The 24,751-nt window shown below is 46.0% G+C and carries 12 protein-coding genes and 1 tRNA gene; 8 read left to right on the top strand and 5 right to left on the bottom strand.

Going from position 1 to position 24,751, the window contains the following annotated elements; translation table 11 throughout:
* Positions 1–67: 67 nt before the first annotated feature.
* Positions 68–11,461 (bottom strand): retention module-containing protein, encoded by an 11,394-nt coding sequence (locus L4D09_RS03765; protein WP_428456161.1) that lies wholly within the window; start codon positions 11,459–11,461, stop codon positions 68–70.
* 218 nt (positions 11,462–11,679) lie between these two features.
* Here L4D09_RS03765 and L4D09_RS03770 point away from each other — a divergent pair, with 218 nt between their 5' ends.
* From L4D09_RS03770 to L4D09_RS03800, 7 genes are read left to right on the top strand one after another with little or no spacing between them, the layout of a single operon-like run.
* Positions 11,680–13,050, top strand: a complete 1,371-nt coding sequence (locus tag L4D09_RS03770) for an HlyD family type I secretion periplasmic adaptor subunit (protein ID WP_428456162.1) — start codon at positions 11,680–11,682, stop codon at positions 13,048–13,050.
* A 46-nt stretch (positions 13,051–13,096) separates the two neighbouring features.
* The gene (locus L4D09_RS03775; RefSeq protein ID WP_428456163.1) at positions 13,097–14,383 is read left to right on the top strand and encodes a TolC family outer membrane protein; all 1,287 of its coding nucleotides are present in this window, start codon (positions 13,097–13,099) and stop codon (positions 14,381–14,383) included.
* Between the two features lie 10 nt (positions 14,384–14,393).
* Positions 14,394–15,008 carry an OmpA family protein gene (locus L4D09_RS03780; RefSeq protein ID WP_428456164.1) on the top strand — a complete coding sequence of 205 codons (615 nt, stop codon included), beginning with the start codon at positions 14,394–14,396 and terminating at the stop codon, positions 15,006–15,008.
* A 31-nt stretch (positions 15,009–15,039) separates the two neighbouring features.
* Complete coding sequence (locus tag L4D09_RS03785) at positions 15,040–15,696, top strand: transglutaminase-like cysteine peptidase (RefSeq protein ID WP_428456165.1); 657 nt, start codon at positions 15,040–15,042, stop codon at positions 15,694–15,696.
* 15 nt (positions 15,697–15,711) lie between these two features.
* The gene (locus L4D09_RS03790; RefSeq protein ID WP_428456166.1) at positions 15,712–17,712 is read left to right on the top strand and encodes a bifunctional diguanylate cyclase/phosphodiesterase; all 2,001 of its coding nucleotides are present in this window, start codon (positions 15,712–15,714) and stop codon (positions 17,710–17,712) included.
* Positions 17,705–19,843, top strand: a complete 2,139-nt coding sequence (locus tag L4D09_RS03795) for a type I secretion system permease/ATPase (protein ID WP_428456167.1) — start codon at positions 17,705–17,707, stop codon at positions 19,841–19,843. Before L4D09_RS03790 ends, L4D09_RS03795 begins: the two co-directional genes overlap by 8 nt.
* Positions 19,844–19,902: 59 nt before the next feature.
* Positions 19,903–20,304, top strand: coding sequence for a ribosome recycling factor family protein (locus L4D09_RS03800; RefSeq protein ID WP_428456168.1), 402 nt, complete (start codon positions 19,903–19,905; stop codon positions 20,302–20,304).
* A 34-nt stretch (positions 20,305–20,338) separates the two neighbouring features.
* Here L4D09_RS03800 and L4D09_RS03805 read toward each other — a convergent pair whose 3' ends face one another.
* A complete protein-coding gene (locus L4D09_RS03805) occupies positions 20,339–20,908 on the bottom strand; it encodes a dioxygenase family protein (RefSeq protein WP_428456169.1) in 570 nt (189 codons plus the stop codon).
* Positions 20,909–21,207: 299 nt separating this feature from the next.
* Between L4D09_RS03805 and cspE the strand changes: the two genes are divergently transcribed.
* Complete coding sequence (cspE, locus tag L4D09_RS03810) at positions 21,208–21,420, top strand: transcription antiterminator/RNA stability regulator CspE (protein ID WP_428456170.1); 213 nt, start codon at positions 21,208–21,210, stop codon at positions 21,418–21,420.
* Between the two features lie 647 nt (positions 21,421–22,067).
* Here cspE and L4D09_RS03815 read toward each other — a convergent pair.
* The 3 genes from L4D09_RS03815 to L4D09_RS03825 all read right to left on the bottom strand — a co-directional run bounded on the left by L4D09_RS03815 (position 22,068) and on the right by L4D09_RS03825 (position 24,718).
* Positions 22,068–22,155, bottom strand: a tRNA-Ser gene (locus L4D09_RS03815).
* 105 nt (positions 22,156–22,260) lie between these two features.
* Positions 22,261–22,953: a DUF4336 domain-containing protein gene (locus tag L4D09_RS03820; protein ID WP_428456171.1), complete on the bottom strand. Its 693-nt coding sequence runs from the start codon at positions 22,951–22,953 to the stop codon at positions 22,261–22,263.
* Between the two features lie 634 nt (positions 22,954–23,587).
* A complete protein-coding gene (locus L4D09_RS03825; RefSeq protein WP_428456172.1) occupies positions 23,588–24,718 on the bottom strand; it encodes an ROK family protein in 1,131 nt (376 codons plus the stop codon).
* Positions 24,719–24,751 lie beyond the last annotated feature (33 nt).

Raw genomic sequence — 24,751 nt, forward strand, 5'->3', positions numbered from 1 at the left:
TTCATTGTAAAAAAATCCGACATTTTAACCGCAGTAATGAAATGATTACGCAACTTATAGAAAGCGACTAATCAACAATAAACACGCCGTTATTAAACAGTTCATTGATGATATCGGCTGATGAAGAGCCTGTGCCTAACCCCAGCGCTGCAACATCAATATTTTCCAGTGCAATATTCTGCTGTAAGGTGTCACTGGCTGATACCGCTAAATTGACCGTTTCATTGCCATCAATCTCAGCGGTAATATTGTCAAGTAAACGGTCTAAATCGTCTTCGCCGTTATCCGGCAAAATATCGGCAATATCAAGCTGATCAATAGTAATTTCAAAATCTTTTACCGTATCAGTATAAGTGGAAGAGCCATCACCAAGATCATCGAGCTGCCATGCAAACACATCACGAACCCCATCGCCGGAAGCATTGCGTTCACCGCCCCAGAGTTCGTCGTTCCCCTCACCACCAAACAGCTCATCTTCGCCATTGCCGCCGATTAAAATATCATCCGCTAACCCACCCAATAAGGTTTCATCTTCATCACCGCCCACAACAAGATTTGCAGCATCTGAATCGCCAACACCAATTTGGTTGCCTGTATCGGCAAGGTTATCTATCCGTACACCAATGACTAACTCCGATGATTCAGCTTCACTACCATCAACCTCTTGCGATATTGCCACCAGCGTTAAGCTGTTCACACCGGTAGCTAAGTCTGCGATAAACAAATCATCGAGCTGTGCAACTGGTACCCGCCAGCTACCATCACCGTTATCAGTACCGACCTCGCTACCAATCGCATCAACCAAACGTCCATCACCCAGGTTCCTGACTTCAACAAATAGTGTTTCATCTGCATCAACTGCAGTAACAACCAACCCAATTAAAGGGACTAAAGCACCTAAAGCCGCGCGCGTATTGGCTAGCTGAGGAATCGAGAGTGAGAACAACGGGGGCTCGGGCTTTGGTGTCACCGTAATGTTAATGGTGATATCGTCCTGCAGTGGCCCACCAGTACCAACATTACCGTTATCATTCACATTGATGCTAACCACATCGTCACCTTTGAAATCAGGATCCCCCTGATAAGTAACACCAGCATCAAGCAAGGTATTAATCGCATCAATGCTTCCCTCAATCAACAGACTATCAGTGCCGTTCCCCGTAATGGTCAGGCTGCCATCATCCACAACGGTGATTTGTCCGTTAGTTACCGATAGCGACACTGCCATCACGCCAGTTGTGCCCGTTTCATTGAAATCGACATCGGTGACAGTAATACCGCTAATCACTAGCGGGGTATCTTCTTCTACGGTTTGATCCTCGATATCAGGCAGCTCTGGCGCATCATTGACCGCTTCAATATCAAGGGTAATAGTCTGAAAAACGGCAATATCATCAGTCGCAACATCGGTTTGATCGACTGCACGAATATCTAACGTGAGTTCACCATCCCAATTATTGTTATTCGCATTGCCCGGAATGAAAACCAAGCGATCAAGATCTGATGCATCCACCGTGACCAACCAGCTGCCATCATTATTATTGGTTGCTGCCCCTGTCACGCCGTCAGGCAAAGCTATCTGGCTGGAATCAGGTACGTTACTGATAATAATTTGCAGGGTTTCCGGCGGATTCTCGACCACATTGGTGCCAGTTCCGGTGTAACTATCACTATCATCAAAGGCTTCAATATTGAGGATTAAGTCAATCGCACCATCTTCTGTGCCTTCTGCTGTTGGGGTTATGTCGGTATCGACCCTATCGGCTATTGGGTTCACCACAACGGTAAAATTGCTACTAAATTCAGCGGGTAATTCTAGACTCTCTTCTTTTGAGAACACCACCACGCCCAATTCAACCGTACCGCTGAAATCTTTCGGCGGGATCAAACCAAGGCTACTCAAGTCGAAGGTGGTACTACCCGGCGGTACAGAGACACTCCATTCACCACCACCATTATTCGCAGCCCCATCAATGATAAAACCTTCCGGCACATCCACAATTTTGATTGAGAGAATTGACTCCGACCCATCAATATCAACGACAGAGCCACCAATACCTACAAAACTGATTGCGCCGGAATCTTCATCACCCACAATGGGTATATCTACCCCCGTAAACTCAACCTCGTCATTAACGGCAATAATTTCAAAACTAACATTTTCAGAGAAACTCGCCGTATCGACTTCAGTATCATCACCAAGGGTTTCATCAAACGTAGCAGTATCATCAATGGTAACGGCAATGTTTAAGCTGACATCACCACTGAAATCTTCAACTGGGATATATTGGATATTGTCTAACAGGGTTAAATCAGTAATGGTCAAGCTGGTGACTTGCTCGCCGTCTTGATTCAGTAAAAAACCACCAGATCCACTGACATCGATCACGACCGATTCAATGGTCTCTAACCCTTCTTGTTGGGTGGTACTGATATCGGCAACAGCTGCTGTCACATTCAAAATAATGGTGCCATCTTCAAGAGCTATGCCTGGGTATATCACCTCTGGCTCACCATCTTCAATCGGCTGCTGATCTGCATCTAAGCCTTGCGTTTCAACCACGGCCACACCAATATCTGGTACACGTTCATTATCGCCGGTACGCTCTGGTACATCGACAATCGGGCTTATACGGACAGGAATGGTGTCGAATACTTCGTTGGTATCACCGCTGGCGGTATCGGTATTCACGTATTTCACCGGTAGAATAAAGTCCCCTGCAAAATCCTGAGGCAAATTAAGAGTGATGCCAGATAAATCTAGCGAGCCATCGGCCTGAACCGATACCTTAATCACGTATTCACCAGTAACAAAGTTAAAGTCCATGCCAGAAATACTGGCTCCCGACGGAAGATCCGCTGCGCTGATCACCAAAGAAAATTCATCTTCCAGCTGGTTATCACCTGCCGTATCAATACTCACGATCTGACTAAGAAAATTACCCAAATCAACTGCCGTATCTTCTTCACCTGTGACAATAATGGTGTCATCTGTGATGATCTCACCAGCAAGCTGATCGTTCAGTACGCCAGCCAAAAAGTTAATCGTGATTTCATCGTTAACAATAACAACGGTACTAACATCGCCATCATCACTTTGGTCTTGTACCTCAGCAGCTAGCTGAACGGTCACCTCGCCAGTAAAGCCTGCTGGAGCTAAGATCTGAATATTATCAAAACTCCCACTCGGGATCGTCCAACTGCCATCACCATTGTTGATCCCGCCGATCACGACAAAGCCTGTTTCCGGCTCACCGGGGAAACTGATCACAATAGATTGAATGTTCTCAATACTACTCGGATCAAGATCGGTAAAGATAATTTGCCCATCAGCACCATCACCACCGGAGAGGTCGACTGAACCATCTTGTGACTCCAAACTATCAACAGCCTCACCGTCTACTTGTACCTCCAGCACACCATCCGGCTCGACCACCGCACGAATGATGACATTGAGCGTACCGTTGATGTCTTTGGTATCGGTAGCATCAGAATCAACATCTTCTTCGGTTACCGTCACTAAGGTCGTAATGGCAGTATCATCCGTTAAATTCAGATCGGAATCTTCCGGCGCTAATAATTGTAGCTGCGCCCCATCAAGCAATAAATTCAGCTCAACTTCGCTCAAGGTAACCGAACCTGTTCCGTCTATCACTAATGGGGTGATCGTGCCACCATCGTTAATTTGCAACTGATAATCAGCACCAACGTTTTGGATCACCAAGCCAGTGATTTGCTCTTTGTCATCGACTAAGTCTGGTCGCCAGTTCAGGTTAATAAACTCATCTTCCAAACCATTACTTTGTAAGGTGTAATCACCCGCATCGACTACAGGTTCAATATGAATGATTAACTGGGCCTCGAAGACAGCTTGATCGCCGTCATTTTCTGTCACCACAATGCTGGCATCGAGCACGATATCAGTCGTACTGTTTTCTGCAGGGCGAATGGTAATCGCAACGGGCTGCTCCGGATCACCGATAGCTTCACCGTCGAGTTTTACTTCGTAACGAGGTAAACCAGTATCCGGGTCAAAGCCGACGAACACCAAGGTTTGCTCATTGCCAGCAGCATCAAAAATCTGTGCCCCTTCAGGAATATTCGAGATAACAAAGGTCAAGGTTTCTGACTCATCAAGCGGCGCATTAGCAAATTCGCCTGATACCAATGTGAAATCTAGGGTGGCATCGGTATCTTCATCAATGGTGATTTCAAGCCCCGACTGACCATCGGGTAATGGCGTCCAATCAGTACCATCAACAATAAAATCAGGCTCATCGACCACACCCGTTAATGCAACTTCGATAAATTGAGCAGGAGTAACCAGCACATCTTCGACCGTTTCAACCGTGCCGTCTTCAAGGGTGATATCAACGACGTCCTTAACCACGCCTTCCACCTTAATGTTGAAATCGACATTACTCTCCGGCACGGGAATTAGCTGTACTTGATCCAGCTCGTCGAACAAGATTTCGTACACGCCATTTTCATCGGGCTGCAATACTGCTCCGTCTTGTTCAAGCACGGCCCCTACAGGTAATTCAGAAATCCGGACATACAAGGTTTCGACGCCGAAATCATCATCGGTGTCATCCAATTCGATTAAATCAATCAAAGGAGCAAGTGCTATCGCTTCATCTTCCAATAAATCTACCCGACGTACTTTTAACTGGGCATCATCAGCCACTGGCAACACATTCACCAATAGCTCGACGGTGGTTTCTGCGGTTTCAAACTCAGGAACAAAATTACCTCTCTCTCGACTTTGAGCGGTCAAATTTAGCCTGATATCACCGCTAAAGTTAGGTGCAGGATCGAGCTCGATAGAATCTATCGAACCGACTGGCACTTCGAATATGCCTGAGCCCGGCTCAGTTTCAGTAATACCATCGCCAATAATTTGCCCTTCACCTTGGGTTATCGTGATGAAGTAGGTCAGTACCTCGGAGCCATCAAGATCTTCGAGCATTGCTTGGAATGATTCAGTCAAGCTGATGTTATCGCTATCTTCCAAGCCATCACCGTAGAAGGTCACAGTGGTATCGGCAAAACTTGGCGCATCTGCAACCCCCAACACATCAATCGACAAAGTGCCGGTTTGCAATGGATGGTTTGCACCATCATCGGTAACCACTTGCGCCGTTACTGTGAAATCAAGCAGATCGTTGGGCTCATCAAGGGTTGAATAATCAATGTCAGAAACGAAGGTGACACCCTGTAATTGATATACCCCGTCGCCGTCAGGATCAGTAAAAGCCGTTACAGGAATGAGTATCTGATTGCCATCAGGAATCAGCAACACCCCATCAAGATAAAATTCCCCGTGCGGCTCAGCAGGCAGTTGAATGAAAACCTCACCAATTTGCTCGCCCCTATCTTCATCACCAACATCAATGGTCATCGATACTGGGATCCCCAGAGCAGGATCATTCAAGGTTTCATCAGGATTGCGCGCTTGATCTTCAACACCCTCGGCTTGATCGATGATCAACGTCGGTGCTTCATCGGTAATGGTGATCGTCAGGGTACTGACACTAATGTCGTCATCACCATCAGTCACCTCAAAATCGACGGCAGTGGTAATTTCTGGATCTGGACTAGGTACAATAGTAGACACAAAAAATACCTGCCCTTCAGGCGAAATAAACAAATCCCCCAACGCCAGACTATCTTGCTCTATAGGGAAAATGAAAAATCCATCAGGGTTTGGGGTACCTGTTAATTCCAATCTTTCCCCATTGATAATGACTGCAGTTACGACTGCATCATCCGCCCCTTCCTCGGGCACAGTGAGCACATCAAGGGTCTCGGTTGTACTGCCTTCCTCAACAGGAGAAAACGCGGCATCGGACGTCTGTGGAATATCATCAATCACAGTTACCACTAGGCTTTCCGGATTGCTGACATCACCATCAAAATCTTGGGCGCTAACAATAAATTCCAGCTGTAGCTCATCGTCGTTATCGGGTTGCTGATGATCCAGTGCGCCCAGTAACTCAAAGGAGTAGTTTTGATTCGGAACAAAAGTCAGAACGAATACCGCAACACCATTTACCTGCCCTTCGTAGCGATTATTAGCGGTATTAACCAATACAACCTGTTCACCGCCAGTAGTGAGTATTCCTGTATTGGCTTGGTTAAACGCATCGACATCGACCAAGAAGGTTTCAATGCTATCGGATCCGACATCGATACCAACTTCACTACCATCGGTTTCACCATCACCGTCGGGATTCGAACCGGGGTGAAAATCCCCACCCTCATCGATATCACTTTCCAATACGGTTAACGCCGGAATGTCATCAATTACAGGATCAACCCCGTCGGTAATGGTGGAAGTCACCAACACAGGCGTAGTTAGGCTATCACCATCGGTATCTTGAAGCTGGATTGGCCAGTCAATTTCAATGGTATCGTCTTGCTGACGAACCAAGCTGGTGGCATCGGTACCGTTATGATCTAAAGGTAAAAACTGGGTCACGGTGACGGTAATATCGACTTGTTCACCGTCAGTATTTTGCACGGCCTCCAAGACTGCGGTAAGCACCGTTTCACCACCTGCGGTCAGGGTCAATGTATTGGTATCTGCAAACCAAGTGGCAACCACAGCAATTCCGCTGGCTGTCACCTCAGCTTGCAACTCATTGATCAAAGAATCGAGCTGGGCTGGATCCAGAGTGACCGTTGCAGGATCGAGCCGATCAACACCGGCAACAACAGTAACAGAAGCAGAATCTGATACTGGATAACCCAACACTGGATCATCTGGCGTGAGATCACCTTCGGTAAAACCTAATTCGGCAGTATTTCCCCCTTCGGGATCAACACCATCTAGAATGGTGACATTAATAGTGCCCTGTTCACTAATGTCACCATCACGGTCTTCGGCACGGATAGCTAAGGTAAGGTTGTTGTTATCTGGCGGGTCAAATTGGTCTAGTGGCTGCAATTGAGTTACAATGTAACTTCCGTCAAGTCCAATTTCGATATTTAATACGACACTATCGGGATCGCTCGCTAATGTGACGGTTACCTGATTACCATTAACCTGTGTTGTGGTAGCAAAACCATTACTTGTCAGGCCCGCTAAACTGGGTTGGTTAGCCTCAAAAACTAAGCTAATAATGTCGTCACTACCCGTTATAACCTCAATGTTACCGTCTCCGGAAGCTATGCCATCTTCACCTTCGTCCAAGACGATACCACTGTCATCACCAAATGACGGATCATCCCCATCTTCAACAGCAACAGTGATCACCCCTATACTGGTATCACCATCATCGTCGCTGATCACAATATCCAATGGCAGAGAAATCACATCACCGTCGAGGTGATCCAGGTTGTTGCTGAGCAAAACTTGGTAGCTGCCATCTGGTTGAATAACAACAGACAAGACAGGCACTTGTTGGTTGCCCTGCTCAATAAACGCATTTAACGTATTACCATCAACGATTTCAAAACTAACTAGCTCACCATCACTGAATAAGCCCGCCAAACTAGGTTGCTCATCAGTAAAATGGATAAACGCTACATCATCACTGCCAACATCAACCTCGATATTGCCAGTGGCTGGGGTATTCAGGTCGGCGCTTTCATTTACCGCGACACCGCTGTCTTCACCCAATAACGGAATATCCCCATCATCAATAATGGCAGTACCCGTGATCGGGAAAACCAAGCTATCGCCATCCACATCTTCAAGCTGAATGGGTAACGCAATTGAAATTGTATCGCCATCGACAAAAACGAAACCTTCGCTATTGCCATTGAGATCATGATCCAGCGGAGCAAACTGAGTAACCGTTAGGGTCACTTGGGCATCATTACTGCCTACAACTTGTTGGGCACTCACCGCCACACTCAGCACTAACAAGCCTTCCGGACTACCATCATCTAGCCGGCCTTCGAGCAAACCTGTGACAACATCGTAGCTAAAGGTGAGTGGCTCACCGCCAGAGGAAAGCTCCGAACCAAGCTCGGCCAAAATCGCAGCTAAGGCACTTGGGTCTATCTGAACGGTTTCTGGCACTAGACGATCAGATCCTGCAGGTACGGTAATACTCAAGGTACTGGTGGCAGGGTATTCATTGGGCACAAGATCAGGCTCGGTGAAACTGACATTGATCTCACCGCCCCCTTCCGGATCATCGCCATCGGTTACATCTATGCTTATCTGACCGTTGGTTTGGTCATTATCGTTATCGGTTATCACCACATTGAGCGGTAAGGTGGCTGTATCATCATCAAAATGATCGATGGTGCCAGTTAAGGTCGCGGTAAACTCACCATCGTTCGTTATGCTTACGGCGAGTATGGTGTTGCCCAATTCATCTTGCAGCGATACTTGCGAGCCAAGCGGATCCCCCTCCACCACCCAAGCCAATGTGCTGCCATCGCTGGTGAAAGGTACCTCGGGCTGGCTATCGGTAAACAGCAAGTTGCGAATATCATCGCTCCCTTTGTCGATACCAATCGTGCTCGTCACTGGCTGGCTGTTATCGTCAGTCTCATTAACACTAAGTCCTGCACCTTGTTCTAGCGCCGGAAACTCGCCGTCGATTATCGTGGTCGTGACAATGGCTGGCGTCACGAGATCATCACCATCGGTATCCGTCGCCATGAGTGGCAAGCTAAGCGTAATTTCAGTACCAGAAGTCGTAATATAAGGTGAGCTTTGGCTCGCCTCAAGATGGTCAAGCGGCACAAACTGGGTAACAGTTACCTCACCTGCAATCCCACGATCATCGCTAGCTTGTACTGCCGATAGAGCCAGTGACACAGCCAAGGTATCATCAGGTAAACGCCCTTCAAGCACCCCTGTATTTTCATCAAAGCTAAAGGTTATCGCTTCCCTAGCCGAGGTCAGCAGTGACTGAAAATCATCGATAACTGCCTCTAACTGAGCGGGATCTATAGTAACGCTATCAACCACTAGCCTGTCTGCCCCTGCAGCTAACGTTATGGATGCCGTGGTCGAAGCTGGGTATTCATTTGGTTCTAAATCCGGCTCGGTAAAGCTGGTTTGTGCGGTTTCGCCACCCGCTGGATCAGTACCATCTAACAAGGAAACTGTGATTTGGCTTTGGTCGCTGTCACCATCATCGTCCGTCACCAGAACGTCAATCGGTAATAAAATTTGATTACTATCGACTGGCTGATCAAAAGCGTCACTCATGACGACCTGATAACTGCCATCAGTCTCAATGGTTACGGAAAGAATTTCTTGGCTCGTGCTGTCAAAGCTCGCACTGGCAAAAATACTGAGCTGGTTTTGGCTCACTTGATAGGTAACAGGCTCTCCGTTAGAGCTAAAACCATTAATCACATTCGCCAAGTCGGCGTTATTAATGATCACTAAGCTATTAATGTCGTCACTACCAACATCAAGGGCTATCTGGCTTTCGATAACGACGGACTCTGCACCTTGGTCTGGATCTATTACCGTTGCGCCGTCATCAAGGCCAAATGCAGGAAATTCACCATCATTGATTGTCAGCGTGAGTATCGCAGGCGCATCAAGAAAATCGCCATCGGTATCATTGGCTTGAATTGGCACAGTAATGACAATTTGCTCGCCGTTGACGGTAACTCGGCCACTGTTATTACCTGATTGCAGATGATCGAGCGGCAGCAATTGCTCTAGTGTGGAAGTCAGGGTTAGCCCGAGTCCATCAGCGCTTTGTACCGCAGAAATCGTTAGCTGTAAGGCGATATTCCCATCCACCAATGCACCACTTAACACGCCTGTTGCAGGGTCATAGCTAAACACTAACGGTTGATTACCTGAACTGATTTCATCATTTAGCTCTGCAATTAAAGTATCGATTTCCAGCTCATCAATACGAACGCTATCTGGGTCGAGCCTATCGACACCCGGTTGTAAGTCAAACGCATCACTACCATTAATCGGGTATTCATTTGGAATGAAATCAGGCTCGGTAAAAGTAATCGCACCTTCTTCGCCTCCTGGCGGGCTGTTACCATCAATCGTGATCAATAACGCATTGCCAGGGGCAATATCACCATCAAAATCAGTGGCCGTCACAGCAATAGTTAGTGCCAACTCCGCACGTGTGAGCTGATCGAGCGGCAACATTAAATTCGCGACATAGCTACCATCGGTTTCAACCACCAACGACAGTACCGTTTCACCACGTGAATCCACCAGCAACAATTGATTGCCAGCGGCTAATACTTGGGTCTCAAACCCATTACTGGTGATCCCCTCAAGATCCGGCTGATTGGGATCAATGGTAATCGTACTAATCTCATCACTGCCTAAATCAAGCGGGATAGCGCCATCGACATCCACACCCAATGAATCGGCTTCGTCGATAATAGTGCCCGGATCAGTTCCAAATTGTGGGTCAACCCCGTCGAGCATACTGGTGCTGACTTGAACCGGAACCGTCAGCGAATTTCCGGCTAAGTCTGCCCCCTGAATTGCTAACTGTACCGATAAATTATCATTGCTATTGGTCACCAAACCCGAGGTATCCCCGTTCGGAAGGTGATCAACCGGACGTGATAACGTCGTCGACACTGTGACGGAAACATCCCTACCCTGCTCAATTGCATCAATTTCAATACTAACAACGGCCTCTCCGCTGTTGGCTTGTCCTGCTGCTATCTCGCCAATGATGGTCTTAATTGCAGCATCAAACCGAAAATCGACCGTTTGACCGCTCGAGGTGACTTCACGACTTAGTTCAGCCAGTAATACCGAAAGAGTCTGTAGGTCAAAGCTAAACGATGAAGCATCAAGCGGCAGCGAGCCTGCCGCAACCAGTACCGTTGTTGATGACACAGAAGGGTATGTATTGGGGGAAAGATCCCCTTCGGTAAGCTGCATTGCACCGTTTTCGCCACCGGAAGCGGCAAAAACAGGGGCAATATCATCAACAATCGCAGCTTCGTCGGGCGTAAATTCGGTCTCAAAACCAGCGTCTGCGAGCGTACTGTCGCCGTTATAATCGACCACGACAAACCCACTATTGGCACTATCATCACTTGCAAACCCAGCATTCCCTGCCGCAGGCGCATCAAGTAACTCTGTTGGATCGCCTCCCGCTAGAATCAATGCTTGTAGCGATTCAAAATCTTCAGCAGATAACCCACCGCCAGTTGCACTAACTGGTAATGTATTTATCGGATTAACAAAAATACTGTTGTCGGAGAGGTCCTCTCCCTCCCCCAGCTCTGGCGCAATTAACACACAGGTTGGACAAGGCCAGTCAACCAGCACTGGCTCACCGTTTTTCATCACAACGTAACGAGCCGATGAATCAGCAAAAATCAATGTTGGCGAGTTTGATGAGGTCGATGAGTTAGGAACAGAATAGCTAGAGGTGACAGCCTGAACCGCACCATCAGGTTGAGCAACATAAACCACACTATTTTCAACCTGAATATGAGTTGTGGTTTGAGGTGAATCTGAAGACAAGCGAGACGAATCAACCATAGCACTTACTACACTCTAGGGATGAGAGAAGTGTAGTCTCAATATCGAGCCAGTATTCAAAAACCATGAACTAATCTCAGCTTTTAGAATTCCCACTCTCGCAACGTGAACCGCTTCGTTCTTGCCCTATGCTCAAGGTCTATTTTCTGGTTAATCACCGTTAGCGTTACCATAACTATACGGAACTTACTTGGCTGACGTGTCTTTTATTAAGAGGCATGATGAACGCAAAGAACAAGATAAATCAAAAGCATATCGACTATATCGATGATAGTAGCTCAGCCTTGCTGCTGAAGGCCCCTAAAAGTGCGAGCATCTTGCTTTGGCTAGTCATCGTTTTTCTTGCGATTGCTCTTTTTTGGGCTGCTAACGCCCAGCTAGAACAAGTAACCCGAGGACAAGGAAGGGTGATACCTTCACTGCAATTACAAATCGTGCAGAACCTTGAAGGTGGCATCGTTAAACAGATTTTGATCACCGAGGGAGAGCAAGTCAGCTCTCAACAACCTTTGATCTTGATTGATGATACCCGTTTTCGCTCTGACTTTGATGAAAAGGCTATTGATTTAGCTGGCCTCGAAGCCGATGCTATTCGTCTAAATGCCCTACTCGATAGCGTAAAAACAGGTAAGCAAGCCGTCACAATAGCGACCGACAGGTTAACATTTTCAGCCCTCTTTTCTGAGCAGCACCCTGAACTTGTTCATCGCCAGCGCAGTGAATACCGAGATACCCTCGCGAATCTATCCAATCAGTTGTCGGTAATTAGCCAGCAAATACAGCAGAAAAACAGGGAATTGGATGAAGCGAAAGCAAGGCTAGCTAACCAAAAACGTAGCCTATCCCTTGCCAGCCAAGAATATCGTATTACTAAACCGTTGGCTGATGAAGGGGTTGTCCCAAAAGTCGAGTTATTAAAATTACAACGGCAGGTGAATGACACCCGTAGAGAAGCCACCTCTACTGAATTGAGCTTACCGGTGATCAGAGCCGAGTTAGGCGAAGCAACCTTAAAGCGACTCGATATCGCATTGAAATTTCGAACTGATATGCAATCTGAGCTCAATCAAACATCAGATAAACTCGATACACTAAATCAATCACATATCGGTCTAAAAGATAAAGTTGCACGAACGATAGTTACCTCTCCTGTGAATGGYACGGTTCATAAAATCCATATTAATACGGTTGGCGGGGTGATCCAGCCAGGTATGGATTTAGTGGAGATCGTCCCCACCGAAGACAGCTTATTGGTAGAAGCCAAAATTGCCCCGAAAGACATTGGGTTCCTCCGTCCCGGCCTGAAAGCCAAGCTCAAGTTTACCGCTTATGATTTTACTGTTTACGGCGGGCTAGATGGCACTCTCGAACACATCAGCGCCGATACCGTGACCGATGAGCAAGGTGATAGTTATTACCAAATACGGATCCGCACCAATAGCAGCCATGTACTTGATCGCGACGGCGGCCAATTACCGATAATCCCCGGAATGACTGCCGCTGCCGACATCATTACGGGGCAGCGAACCGTACTTCAATATTTACTTAACCCCGTGCTGAAAGCACGCCACACGGCACTGAGGGAGTAGTCATATGCGCTGTAGACAACTGCCAAAAAAACCAATGAGGATACTAATGTCCGCCTGTTTAAGCTTAGGGTTGACCAGCTTGAACCTTCTGGCCCAGTCATTAGAACAAGCGGTATCAGAAACGCTGGCTACCAATCCAGAAATAAAGCGAGCATATAATGAGTTCATGAGCAGAGATCAGGCAACACGTGCTGCAACGGGGGATTACCTCCCTTCCGTCGATGTCAGTGCCGGAGCTGGGTATGAAGACTACGATAACACAACGAATAACACCGGCGACTATGAGCCTCTCGACGCAAAAATAAGTTTACGTCAACTCATCTGGGATGGCTCTATCACCTATCACGATATCCAACGCAACAAAGCGGAATCAGAAGCACAGCGCTACCAACTATTAACCGATGCCCAAGATAAAGCACTACGAGTAACGGAAATTTACCTCGATACCCTAGAAGCCCAAGAAGTATTGTCACTGTCACAGAATAACTATCAGGTTCACCAACGCATTTTCACCGACATCAAAAAACGCACCGATGCCGGTATTGGCTCAACCGCTGATCTTGCCCAAATTGAAGGTCGCCTCGCCCGCTCACGCTCTAACCTTATCGCGGCTGAAAGTAACCTACAGGATAAAACCACCGAGTTTTACCGCGAAGTGGGAAGTATGCCTTTGGATTTGATAAAGCCTGAAGTCGATCAGAACTACATACCGGGATCGCTGGAATATGCATTAACCCAATCGAAAGAAAACAACCCAGTACTGTTTACTGCAAGCAACGATATTGATGCAGCCCACTACCAATACAAGCAAGCCAAAGGTGATTTCTATCCAACCTTTACTCTTGAGGCATCGCAAGAATGGGGAGAAGATCTAGATGGTACACCCGGCCATACCGATGAGTTCAAGGCAGGGATAAGAGTGCAATATAACCTGTATAACGGTGGCTCAGATTTAGCCAAGAGCCGCCAGGCCGCCTATCAAGTCAGTCAGTCAAAAGATGTCAGGGATCGGGCTTATCGCCTGTTAGAAGAAAGCACTCGTCTGGCATGGAGTGGGATGGAATTAGCTCTCAAACAAACCCAGTTTTTACAGCAGCATGTTGATGCGTCTGCCAGAACCGTCATTGCTTACGAAAAGCAATTCAAAATTGGAAAACGCACATTACTGGATGTTTTGAACACTGAAAATGAACTCTTTGAAGCCAGAAAAGCCTACCTCGACGCTCACTACGCGGGCATATTGGCTAAGTATCGCGTCTTGAATGCCACTGGCCTGCTATTAGAAGAGATGCGGGTTGATGTGCCGACTCAATGGACCTCATCGGTAAGGTAGGAGGCAAATAATGAACATTCACGCACCCAAATACATTGCAGTCATTTTAACTGCGGCCTTACTAACGCTGCTTAATGCCTGCACAACCGATGCTGATGCCCCCCCTGTTGCCGAACAATCGTGGGATCTACTCGATGACGATAACGATGGCGTGATAAACGCACGAGACAAATGCCCGAATACTCCCCTTTCCGCAATTGTCGATAATGACGGCTGCCCTACGTATGTTGAGCGTAGTGAATCTAACGATTTACATATCTTATTCGCAAACGACTCTACGGTGATCCCAGCCTCGTTCCTGCCCCAAATAAAAAAGATGGCGCAATTTTTAGCTCAATACCCTGAAGCTCGAATTGAACTCAAAGGTTACGCCAGCCCAGTGGGAGCTGCTGCTTACAATATTGGCTTGTCACAACGACGGGCAAAAGTAGTACGACAGCAACTGATCAGTTTCGGCGTTGATCCCGCTCGGATCAAAACCCTCGGCTTTGGCGATAGCGAGCCTGTGGCAGCCAGCACGGTAGAGCAAACAAACACCCTCAGCCGTAGAGTCACTGCGAGGGTAAGGGGAGAGCGAGGAAATGTGCTTGAAGAATGGACTATCTTTTCACTTCGCACAGATTAGTACTGGTTGAATGATGAGAGGATTTTCCGTAATGCTATGCTTACTCACGCTGCTGTCAACATCAGCCAAGGTAAATGCCCTGACTCAATCCGAACTAGATAGTATTGCGCTTATTCGCGCATCCTACGGTGAACGTGCAGGATTACGTGTCACTGCATGGCGTCAACTACTGGCTGATATTCGCCACAGTGATGAGCGGCTATTACTGGAACAGGTGAATGACTTTTTTAACCAGTTACGCTTTTTAGATGATATCGATATCTGGGGCAAAGATGATTACTGGGCAACGCCCTTAGAGTTTCTCGGCGTTGGTGCGGGTGATTGCGAAGAATTCAGTATCGCCAAATATTTCTCGTTGCGTGAGCTCGGGATGGATGATGAAAAACTGCGCCTGATCTATGTGAAAGCCATCGAATTAAATCAATTTCACATGGTACTGGCTTATTACCCTACTCCTTCATCGATCCCTCTGCTGCTCGACAACCTTACACCAGAAATTGTTGATGCTAGCCAACGACAAGATCTCCACCCTATTTTTAGCTTTAACGGAAGTAAATTATGGCTGATCAAATTACAAGGAAAAGGTGAACTGGCTGGCGATGCCGGCCAAATAAAACAATGGAATGATCTTCGTCGTCGATTCAGCAGCCAGCAGCTGGCTCAACCTATTGTCAATTTCGACGAATAATGTGGATGACCCCGTATGACTATCTATCACCGCTTATTTGTCTGGATGTTGTTACTTTTTAGTCTGCTACTTACGGGGATTTTCTACAGCCAAATCAAGACTACCCGTAGCTTCCTCGTTGAGCAACAATCCGTTGAAATGCGTAATGCCATGAATGCCGTCGGGCTAGCACTTTCCCCTTACCTCAAAGCAAGCGACCCAGTAATTATCGAATCAGTGATAAATGCCATTTTCGATGGCAGCTTTTATCAAAAAGTCACCCTTGAAGTCTTCGAGCCCAAAACCCGAATCGAGCGCCAATACCCAGTCGCCCCCACCACTGTGCCGCATTGGTTCCAACAATGGGTCACAATTCCTAGCGCGACCCAAACCAATACCATTACTAGTGGCTGGCTTCAACTGGCCAAAATCACCGTCACCAGCCATTCCTCGATTGCTTACAGCAAGTTATGGCAGAACGCTAAACAGTTAATGTGGACATTTGGTACATGCATGTTGTTTGGCATGGTACTACTGAAGTTCATCCTCGACCGTTTAGTTAAACGACCATTAGAAGTGGTACAACAAAAAGCAAAAGATATTGCCAAAAATGACTTCGGTGAACCACTTGCAGAGCCTAATACTCGCGAGCTGAAAGACATGGTAATCGCATTTAATCAGATGTCACTGAAGCTCAAACAACACTTCAGCCAACAAGCCAATGAAGCCGATCTATTACGTAAACGTGCCTATCAAGATCCAGATTCTGGCCTAGGCAATCGTCGTTTGTTACAGCTGCAATTGGAAGAATGGCTAACAACCGATACTCTCCAAAGCCAGCATGGGTTAATGATTATCTCCATACCAGCCTTTAGCCAGTTACGGCAGACCAATAACTATGCAGCCTCAACGTTACTCGCCAAGGCCGTTGGTACTAAACTGGCGTCATTTATCACCCCAAGTCGACATATTGGGCGTTTAAGCCACAGTGAATTTCTATTTATTACCAATGACCAATCGAAAAACACGTTAAGTAATATGGCCAATAGCCTTCGCCATGAGCTGATGGAGATCATACAAAGTACGTTTGCTAATCAAAGAGCACTCCAAGCCGATCATGAGGTAGAGATCGGCATTATTCTTAAAAATAAGGATAAGCCGGGAAATGAAATCTCCCTCTCACAATTACTTGCCCAGTGTGACAACGTTCGAGCAATGGCAAAACAGAAAACAAACAAAGTTGCCATCATTGACGATAACCAAGCAGCGCCATCACTTACGTCATGGGGAAAACAGCAATGGTTAGAGCTTATTCATCATGCGCTTAAAGAAAATCAGCTGATATTTACCCACCAGCGCGCTATTAACAAAGAGGGAAATGAGCTGCATCGAGAACTGTTTACCGCGATTCAATATCAAGGTAAAACCTTTTCAGCCAGTCAGTTCTTTCCCCCACTTGAAGCCTTAGACAATACCGTTGAAATCGACAAATATATTCTAGAGCATGCAATGATCTCGCTCCAAAACAAGCACCACGTGCTCGCGGTAAACCTTGCCCCAACCACAGTGACTAACGGGGGATTTGTTCACTGGCTTAACCGGAAATTACAACAATCTCCAACGCTAAGCCAACAGCTGATCTTCGAACTACCCGAAGCCGTTTTTATCCATTTCCCCGAGCACGTGAAATTGCTATGCAACATTATTACAACCCATTCTTTTTCTTTCGGTATTGATAGTTGTGGTACACATTTCAACTCTAGTTATTTACAACACTTCCGCCCTCGCTATATCAAACTCGATTTCACCTATACCAGCCAACTTGATGAAGATATTAAAACAGATGCACTCAAAGCCATTACCCGTGCGGCAGCCAACCTCGACATCATATCGATAGCAACGCGGGTCGAAACACGCCAGCAATTAGAAAGCCTAGACCAGCTTGGTGTACAGGGCTTCCAAGGGTTTGCAGTTGAAGACCGAAAAAATCATGGAGGACAAGACAGAAAATCCCCTAGGGAGCGCAACGATGAATAATTCCTTACTCGCCGCCCTCACCTTTGTATGCCGGCATTATGAGCAGCCCTGCTCTGCAGAAAGCTTAATCGCGGGGTTACCCCTTAAAAATGGTCAATTAACGCCACATTTTTTCTCTCGTGCCGCAAACAATGCGGGACTTTCTGCTATCGAAGAAGAACTCCCAATATCACAGCTCTCTCCTTTATTGCTACCAGCCGTTGCCCTACTTGAGAATAATCAAGCTTGCGTCGTACTCGACATCAACCCTGTGGAGCAGCAAGCACAAATTGCAATTGGTATTCCTGCTACTAGTACGGTCGGTAAAACAGACAAATACATTACGCAGTGGCTCTCTTTTTCCGATCTTGAACAGCAATTTATCAATAAAGTATTCTTGCTCAAAAAACACTTTAAATACGATGAACGCAGCCCTGAATTTTTATCGTCATCCCAGAAACACTGGTTTTGGAGCACGATTTGGCAATCTAAGTCTATCTACCGTGATGTGTTTATTGCTTCGGTTTTAATCAACCTCTTCGCCATTGCATTACCACTTTTTACCCGCTTGGTTTATGACAAAATTGTACCTAATCAAGCTTTTGATTCACTGTGGGTATTAGTCAGCGGTATGGCAATTATTGTCGGCTTCGATTTACTGCTTAAAATACTCCGCAGCTACTTCATCGATATTGCAGGTAGAAAATCAGATCTGATGATTTCGTCTGCTATTTACGCCAAAGCAGTAGGTATGAAAATGTCATCCCGCCCCCCATCGGTAGGCGCTTTTGCCCGCCATTTACAAGAATTTGAGTCCATTCGGGAATTTTTCACGTCAACAACCATCGCCTCACTCATAGACCTACCTTTTGCCTTCTTTTTCTTATTGATCATCTGGTTGATAGCAGGCCCTTTGGTTATCGTACCGCTTGTCGCCGTCTGTATTTTGATCCTCTACTGCTGGTTAATTCAACGTCCGCTACAAACCAGCGTTGAAGAAGGATCTAAATTGGTTTCACAAAAGCATGCCAATTTAATCGAAAGCCTAACTGGCCTAGAGACTCTCAAGCTCTTCAACGCTCAAGGGCAGTTCCAATTTAAGTGGGAACAAGCCGTTGCTCATATTGCGAACTGGGGGATCAAGTCACGCCGCTTAACAGATTCAGTGAACAATATCGCAAACAGTACCCAACAAAGCGTGTCGGTTGCGGTGATCGTCGTTGGTGTCTATTTAATTGCCGCGGGTGATCTATCTGTTGGGGGGCTAATCGCAACATCTATGCTTACCAGCCGCGCGATTGCCCCTATGGTTCAGCTCTCACAGCTCTCAACCCGATACCACCAAGCTAAATCAGCCATGACAATTATTGACCAAATCATGTCTACCCCCAATGAAATAGACAATCACAAGCACTACTTGAATACATCTGCCTTGTCTGGCGTTATCAGCACCGAAAACCTAGGCTTCAGCTACCCAAACACAGAGCCTAATGGTGCCGGCGAAAGAAAGGCACTCAACAACATTACATTCTCTATTCAGGCTGGTGAAAAAGTCGCGGTGATCGGAAAAATAGGTTCAGGGAAATCGACCTTAATGCGCCTGATCACAGGGCTTTATTCACCGACGGAAGGAGCAATAAGGCTCGACAATAACGATATTCATCAGCTTAACCCTGCAGATATTCGTCGCCAGATTGGCTGCGTGCCACAAGATATCACCCTGTTTTTCGGTACAATTCGTGAAAATATCACGCTAGGGAGCTCACAAGCAACGGCTCAAGAGATCCAGCGAGCCTGTAAACTATCAGGTATCAGCTTGTTCACTCAACATGAACCAGAAGGAATAGAAAGGCAGGTCGGAGAAAGCGGGCAACGACTATCTGGTGGACAAAAACAGGCCATTGCAATGGCGCGTGCATTGCTTCAACAACCAAAGATACTGATACTCGACGAGCCAACCAGCAACATGGATAACCAATCAGAACAACATATCAAACGCTATCTCGCCTCGCTCGATAAACACCATACAGTAGTACTATTCAGCCATAAATCCAGCATGCTGGATGTCGTCGATCGCCTTATCGTGTTGGATAACGGCAGGCTTATTGCCGATGGTTCGAAAGAAAGCGTGATCAAACAACTAAAAACCTAGCTGCTTGCTTTGAGGCGAAATATTGGTATTTTCAATCGATAACGTGCAAAATTCATTGCATGATAGAAAATACCTTAACTATTGCCCTACCATCGTTAATTCACCGCATTGGTGGAGAAAGCGTAAAAAAAGCAAAGGACATTGCTTTGGAATGTGGCTGCGAGCTGAAAAGGGTTCGTCGTTCTAGAAACTGGCAAGTGGTGGGCGATGCGGTTACTTTGATAAAACTCATCGAGAAGTTGAAAGCAGCCGATGCTGAATCCATGTACTATCTCAACCGTAAAATTGAAGAACAGCTGTCGATATATCACAGCAAACTAGAACCACGAGAAACACTCGAAGAACAGCTCAAAACACTGGTTATTCAAAACCCAAGCATCACACTTGCTGAACTTATGCAGCAAACCAATTGCTCAATCACGGAAGCACGAGTAGCACGCTTTGAAGCCGATGTATTCTGAGCTCTAAGGCTCTACCTAAATAAATTGATCTTGCCTAAACAACAAAATCAAAATTGGCTGCCCATACGTCGTTCTGAGCCTTACTCGGCGCGATTTGCAGTAACTTACGATTTTTACCCCACCACTCATTACCAGTCTGGCCCTGTAAATAAAGTTGGGTGGTTAACCGTTCGTCATTTCCTTGCCAAACTTTGACATGAATATGAGGAGGCCTAGCGCCGTATGGGACAGGGTAAAGGGTATAGAACTGATAATACCCCTTTTCATCAGTCAAAATAGCACCATTCCCAGCAAAATGAGGATCATGCTGATTCGTATTTTCTTGTCTGGGGTGATGATATAGCCCTGCACCATCACATTGCCAAATTTCCACTTTCACATTGACTTGTGGCTGTCCTTGCTGATTCACAACTCTTCCCTCAAGCAATAAAGGATCACCGTTTATTCTTGAAGGTTCTAAGACAAGGTCAGGCCGAAGGGGAATATCCTCAACCGGATAGAAAGGCCCTTCGGCATCACTTGGCGTTAACCTCATACGCGCTTCTGCCCACGACGGCACCATAAAAGCTAATGAAAACACCTCCAAAAATCGCCTTCTTTTCATCACACCCTCACTGTCACAGTTAAACCACCATACTGAACCTTATGCCTATAAGTGTGGCACGCTCAAATTTTTTCATGTCTTTTTGATAAATTTTAAATAATAGCCTTTACATATAATTTTTTTAGGGTACTATCTCCCTCGCTCTGACACACAGAGTTATTAATGAAGCATCAAGTAATAAGTAAAACCTTAGATATACAGTTTATGTAATCAGTGTTTCCCTTAGCTTTATCGTAAAATTTAATAATTCAGCATTCAGTGCAACACTATCTTTTAAATGAATTAAAAAGGGGCATAACATGTCTGCATCAAACACTGGTATCGTAAAGTGGTTTAACGAAGAGAAAGGTTTCGGTTTCATTTCTCAAGACAACGGCGGCGCTGACGTATTCGTTCACTTCCGTGCTATCGCTTCTGAAGGCTTCAAAACTCTTGCTGAAGGCCAGAAAGTGTCTTTCGAAGTAGAACAAGGCCAAAAAGGTCTTCAAGCAGCAAACGTTGTTGCTCTTTAATTCTTAATTAAGAATTAAATCGATAAAAGGTCGCCTAGGCGGCCTTTTTTGTATCTAGCGTAAAGCAAAATGCGACTGTAATTTGATAAATGCTGGATATCCCCAAAAGCCGACCTGTGTCGGCTTTTCTGTATCCCCCATTCCTTAACGTTCATACCCAGCACGGTAAGAAAACCTGCCTAAGTGCTTTCAACTACAGCTGCTACGAGGGTATTACGGATGTACTCCGCCCTACGGGCCGTTACTTCAAAACGCCTTCGGCTAGCAACGTTGTCTCGCTTCGCTCGGCTGGAGCTTGGGTTTTATATACCCTAGACGTAAAAAACCGCTAACAGAGTAGCGGTTTTTTTGAATGTGGCGGAGCGATTTTGGTATGGCAGGATTTTCAAATCCCTTTCGCTGCCACTAAAACGACGAAAGCCCAGCATTTCTGCCGGGACGCGCAGTCTGGGCTTTCTGAATGTGGCGGAGTGCTACGAGGGTATTACGGATTTGAACCCTAAATAACAGATGCAAAAAAGCCGCTGATAAATCAACGGCTTCTTCTAATGTGGCGGAGCGGTTTTGGTATAGCAGGATTTTCAAATCCCTTTCGCTGCCACTAAAACGACGAAAGCCTCGACATTTCTGTCGAGGCTTTCTGAATGTGGCGGAGAGATAGGGATTTGAACCCTAGGAGGGTCGCCCCTCGCCTGATTTCAAGTCAGGTGCTTTCGGCCACTCAGCCATCTCTCCGTTGTGCGGCGAATAATACGGGGTTAACGGTTAACTGTAAAGGCATAAATTAAAAATAAAAAACAAGTGCTCACTATCACAGCAACACGTCTAACAGTAAGGCTTTTAATCTAAAAAGCGTGCAGATAAGTCTTTAAAAACTGCCGGTGCATTCTCTGTAATAATGTCGCCATGAGTGACAACAATTTGCGAAAAGTCCCATGTTTGCAGATCTCGAACAAACTCACTAAATGCAGGTTTATTTTTCCTCGTCATTCCTAACCGAAATGGTGGTGCCACGCACTGCCCTTTAAAACCGATTGGCTCAAATACATAATTTTTTATCAAACCGGCAAAGCCTTGTGGCGTAGCTTCAGGATAGTTTTGAATAAAGTCTGTCACAATCAAAGAGCTGGATTTTTTATGCAGAAAAACAGTTTCATTAAACATAGGAACAGCTGGCATGGTTTTCCATACAAAATCTTCGGGCCAAGCATTCTCTAGCCCTTGCTGTAGTATATGGTAAATTGATAGCGGTACTTTTCTTGGTATCCCCGCGCTAACATAAGCATCAGCCTCAGGATACGCCTCACACCACTCTTGTAGCCACTTACTGTGATGATCGTTCGCAGCCACAATAGCGGTAACAGGGCCAATATCATCAATCATCTTTCGCAGATCGGCAGAAATCGCCGTTGGTGAGTGTATCCAAACACCGCCATCCGACAAGCGGACGATGGTCATTCTTAATCCAAGCTTAGTCCCAACCATTTTCATGGTGTCTTCATGTACCCAAATATCATCACCAATTTGTCGCATCACGGCCTCGCTAGTTGACTGTTTATATTCAACTATAGTGCCAGAGCGAAAAGTAAAGGCATGTATTTGCGATCACACATTACAGAGGTTATTCCGTAAAAAATTGATCCCTCTCGCAGGCCTACGCATAAAAGGAATTAAAACCACTGCTCTGTGTCCCCAAAGTAAGAATCTGGGTCCAACTCGTCACCAAGCAGGCTAACATTACCAACCACAATCACCCGATACAGATACCATACTCCAACGATAATCGAAGCAATTGCCAAGGGGATAAGAGGTAATCTTGTATACTTCTCGATAGCATTCTTTTCCATGTTATAAATCTCAACAGAAGAAGTTAACGAGAGGGGGGAATACACTCATCAAGCGTGTAATGAGCATACTATGAAGTATTTTATCTCTAACCATCCCGACTCTCTGAACGCGAGCAAGAATAAAGGTAATATTGATTTAATTAAAATTTATAATACTTACAGCTAGGTTAAATAGATTTTAAAGCCGCTAGTTATCGACGCGGAATTTATACACCCCATTCTGGCTGCAAGCTGGAGTAAGGTGTATTACAGTGATGTTCGAACTCGCTCAACTATGTATGTAACGATTCATCTAACTATGCACGTAACTATGTACGTAGCTATGCGATTTCTAGCGTCTGGAAAACGGGATACATACAAGCACCAAGTGATGAAAGTTGTGAGCCAACACGAGATGGTGCAATAGCTGCCATGTCATAATCCATCCCAAATTGAGGCCATTGCCTATCTAAACCTATTCGTCTTATAAGCTCTAAACTGATGTGTTCCGGCGCTGAGCCACCAAACACGATACAGTCTGGATCAAACCAACCAAGTGTTAGTAAAACCAACGGTCGTAGCTGCGTTGCTGCATCATCTAGCCACATTGAGACAACGGGATGCTCGATTGAGGGTATGTCATTGATATCATCAATAGGATGACCATCATCGGCCAATAACGTCATAAGTTCACGTAATGAAGGGCGGCGAACGTCAGGCTCTTGTACTGAGAAATACGTACCTATCTCACCTGCATTTTTGTTCCGGCCACGAAATAACTTACCATCAATGATGACACCGCCACCAATGCCATGGCCAATTTCTATCAATAGCATATTCGCGACCTCTGGCCATAAACCAGAAAAGTATTCGCCAACAGCTGAAACATTACAGTCATTATCGATCCAGACTGGCCATTCAAAAACGCTGCCAAATAATTGCGCTACATCCACTTCTCGCCAATGAGATAGCCAAGGAATGGTGTGAATGAATCCCCCGCTTCCTAAGTGTGGGCCAGGCATCGATACACCCAGCCCCAAAATACGGGACTGTTGGATACGGTGTTTATCAATCAACTTTAAGATCGCCGATTGGATGGCTTCCATTACATCTTCAACAGGTGCTGATTCTTGATAGTCGAAGCTTACGGTATCAACAAGGTGGCCACAAAAGTTAGCCAGTGCAACTTCAATCTTATTTATATGAAACGCAACACCAAAAGAGAACGCCGCGTAAGGGCTCAGCTGCAAAGGTATAATAGGCTGCCCTCTGCCAACTTTGATCCGTTCGCCTTCACTAATAAGCTGCATAGACAGTAATTCTTTACAGATACTGGTGACACTCCCGCTGCGTAAACCCGATAATTCAGTGATTTTAGCTCGGGAAACTGGCGCATGATTACGGACAATGCTTAGAACTTTTTTCTGCCCTGGAGACAGCTCTAGCTGGAGAGGCTTAATCGGAGAAAGCATATTTTTAACTCATTTATTAGGCAGTTAGGCGAG

The sequence above is a fragment of the Photobacterium makurazakiensis genome, from assembly GCF_050336715.1.
Lineage (GTDB): Bacteria > Pseudomonadota > Gammaproteobacteria > Enterobacterales > Vibrionaceae > Photobacterium > Photobacterium makurazakiensis.

What these genes read in the sequence shown, in the direction of transcription:
- L4D09_RS03765 (WP_428456161.1), bottom strand. Translation starts at nt 11,461, where the DNA reads ATGGTTGATTCGTCTCGCTTGTCTTCAGATTCACCTCAAACCACAACT.
- L4D09_RS03795 (WP_428456167.1), top strand. Translation starts at nt 17,705, where the DNA reads ATGAATAATTCCTTACTCGCCGCCCTCACCTTTGTATGCCGGCATTAT.
- L4D09_RS03785 (WP_428456165.1), top strand. Translation starts at nt 15,040, where the DNA reads ATGCTATGCTTACTCACGCTGCTGTCAACATCAGCCAAGGTAAATGCC.
- L4D09_RS03825 (WP_428456172.1), bottom strand. Translation starts at nt 24,718, where the DNA reads ATGCTTTCTCCGATTAAGCCTCTCCAGCTAGAGCTGTCTCCAGGGCAG.
- L4D09_RS03775 (WP_428456163.1), top strand. Translation starts at nt 13,097, where the DNA reads ATGTCCGCCTGTTTAAGCTTAGGGTTGACCAGCTTGAACCTTCTGGCC.
- cspE (WP_428456170.1), top strand. Translation starts at nt 21,208, where the DNA reads ATGTCTGCATCAAACACTGGTATCGTAAAGTGGTTTAACGAAGAGAAA.
- L4D09_RS03790 (WP_428456166.1), top strand. Translation starts at nt 15,712, where the DNA reads ATGACTATCTATCACCGCTTATTTGTCTGGATGTTGTTACTTTTTAGT.
- L4D09_RS03805 (WP_428456169.1), bottom strand. Translation starts at nt 20,908, where the DNA reads ATGAAAAGAAGGCGATTTTTGGAGGTGTTTTCATTAGCTTTTATGGTG.
- L4D09_RS03780 (WP_428456164.1), top strand. Translation starts at nt 14,394, where the DNA reads ATGAACATTCACGCACCCAAATACATTGCAGTCATTTTAACTGCGGCC.
- L4D09_RS03820 (WP_428456171.1), bottom strand. Translation starts at nt 22,953, where the DNA reads ATGCGACAAATTGGTGATGATATTTGGGTACATGAAGACACCATGAAA.
- L4D09_RS03800 (WP_428456168.1), top strand. Translation starts at nt 19,903, where the DNA reads ATGATAGAAAATACCTTAACTATTGCCCTACCATCGTTAATTCACCGC.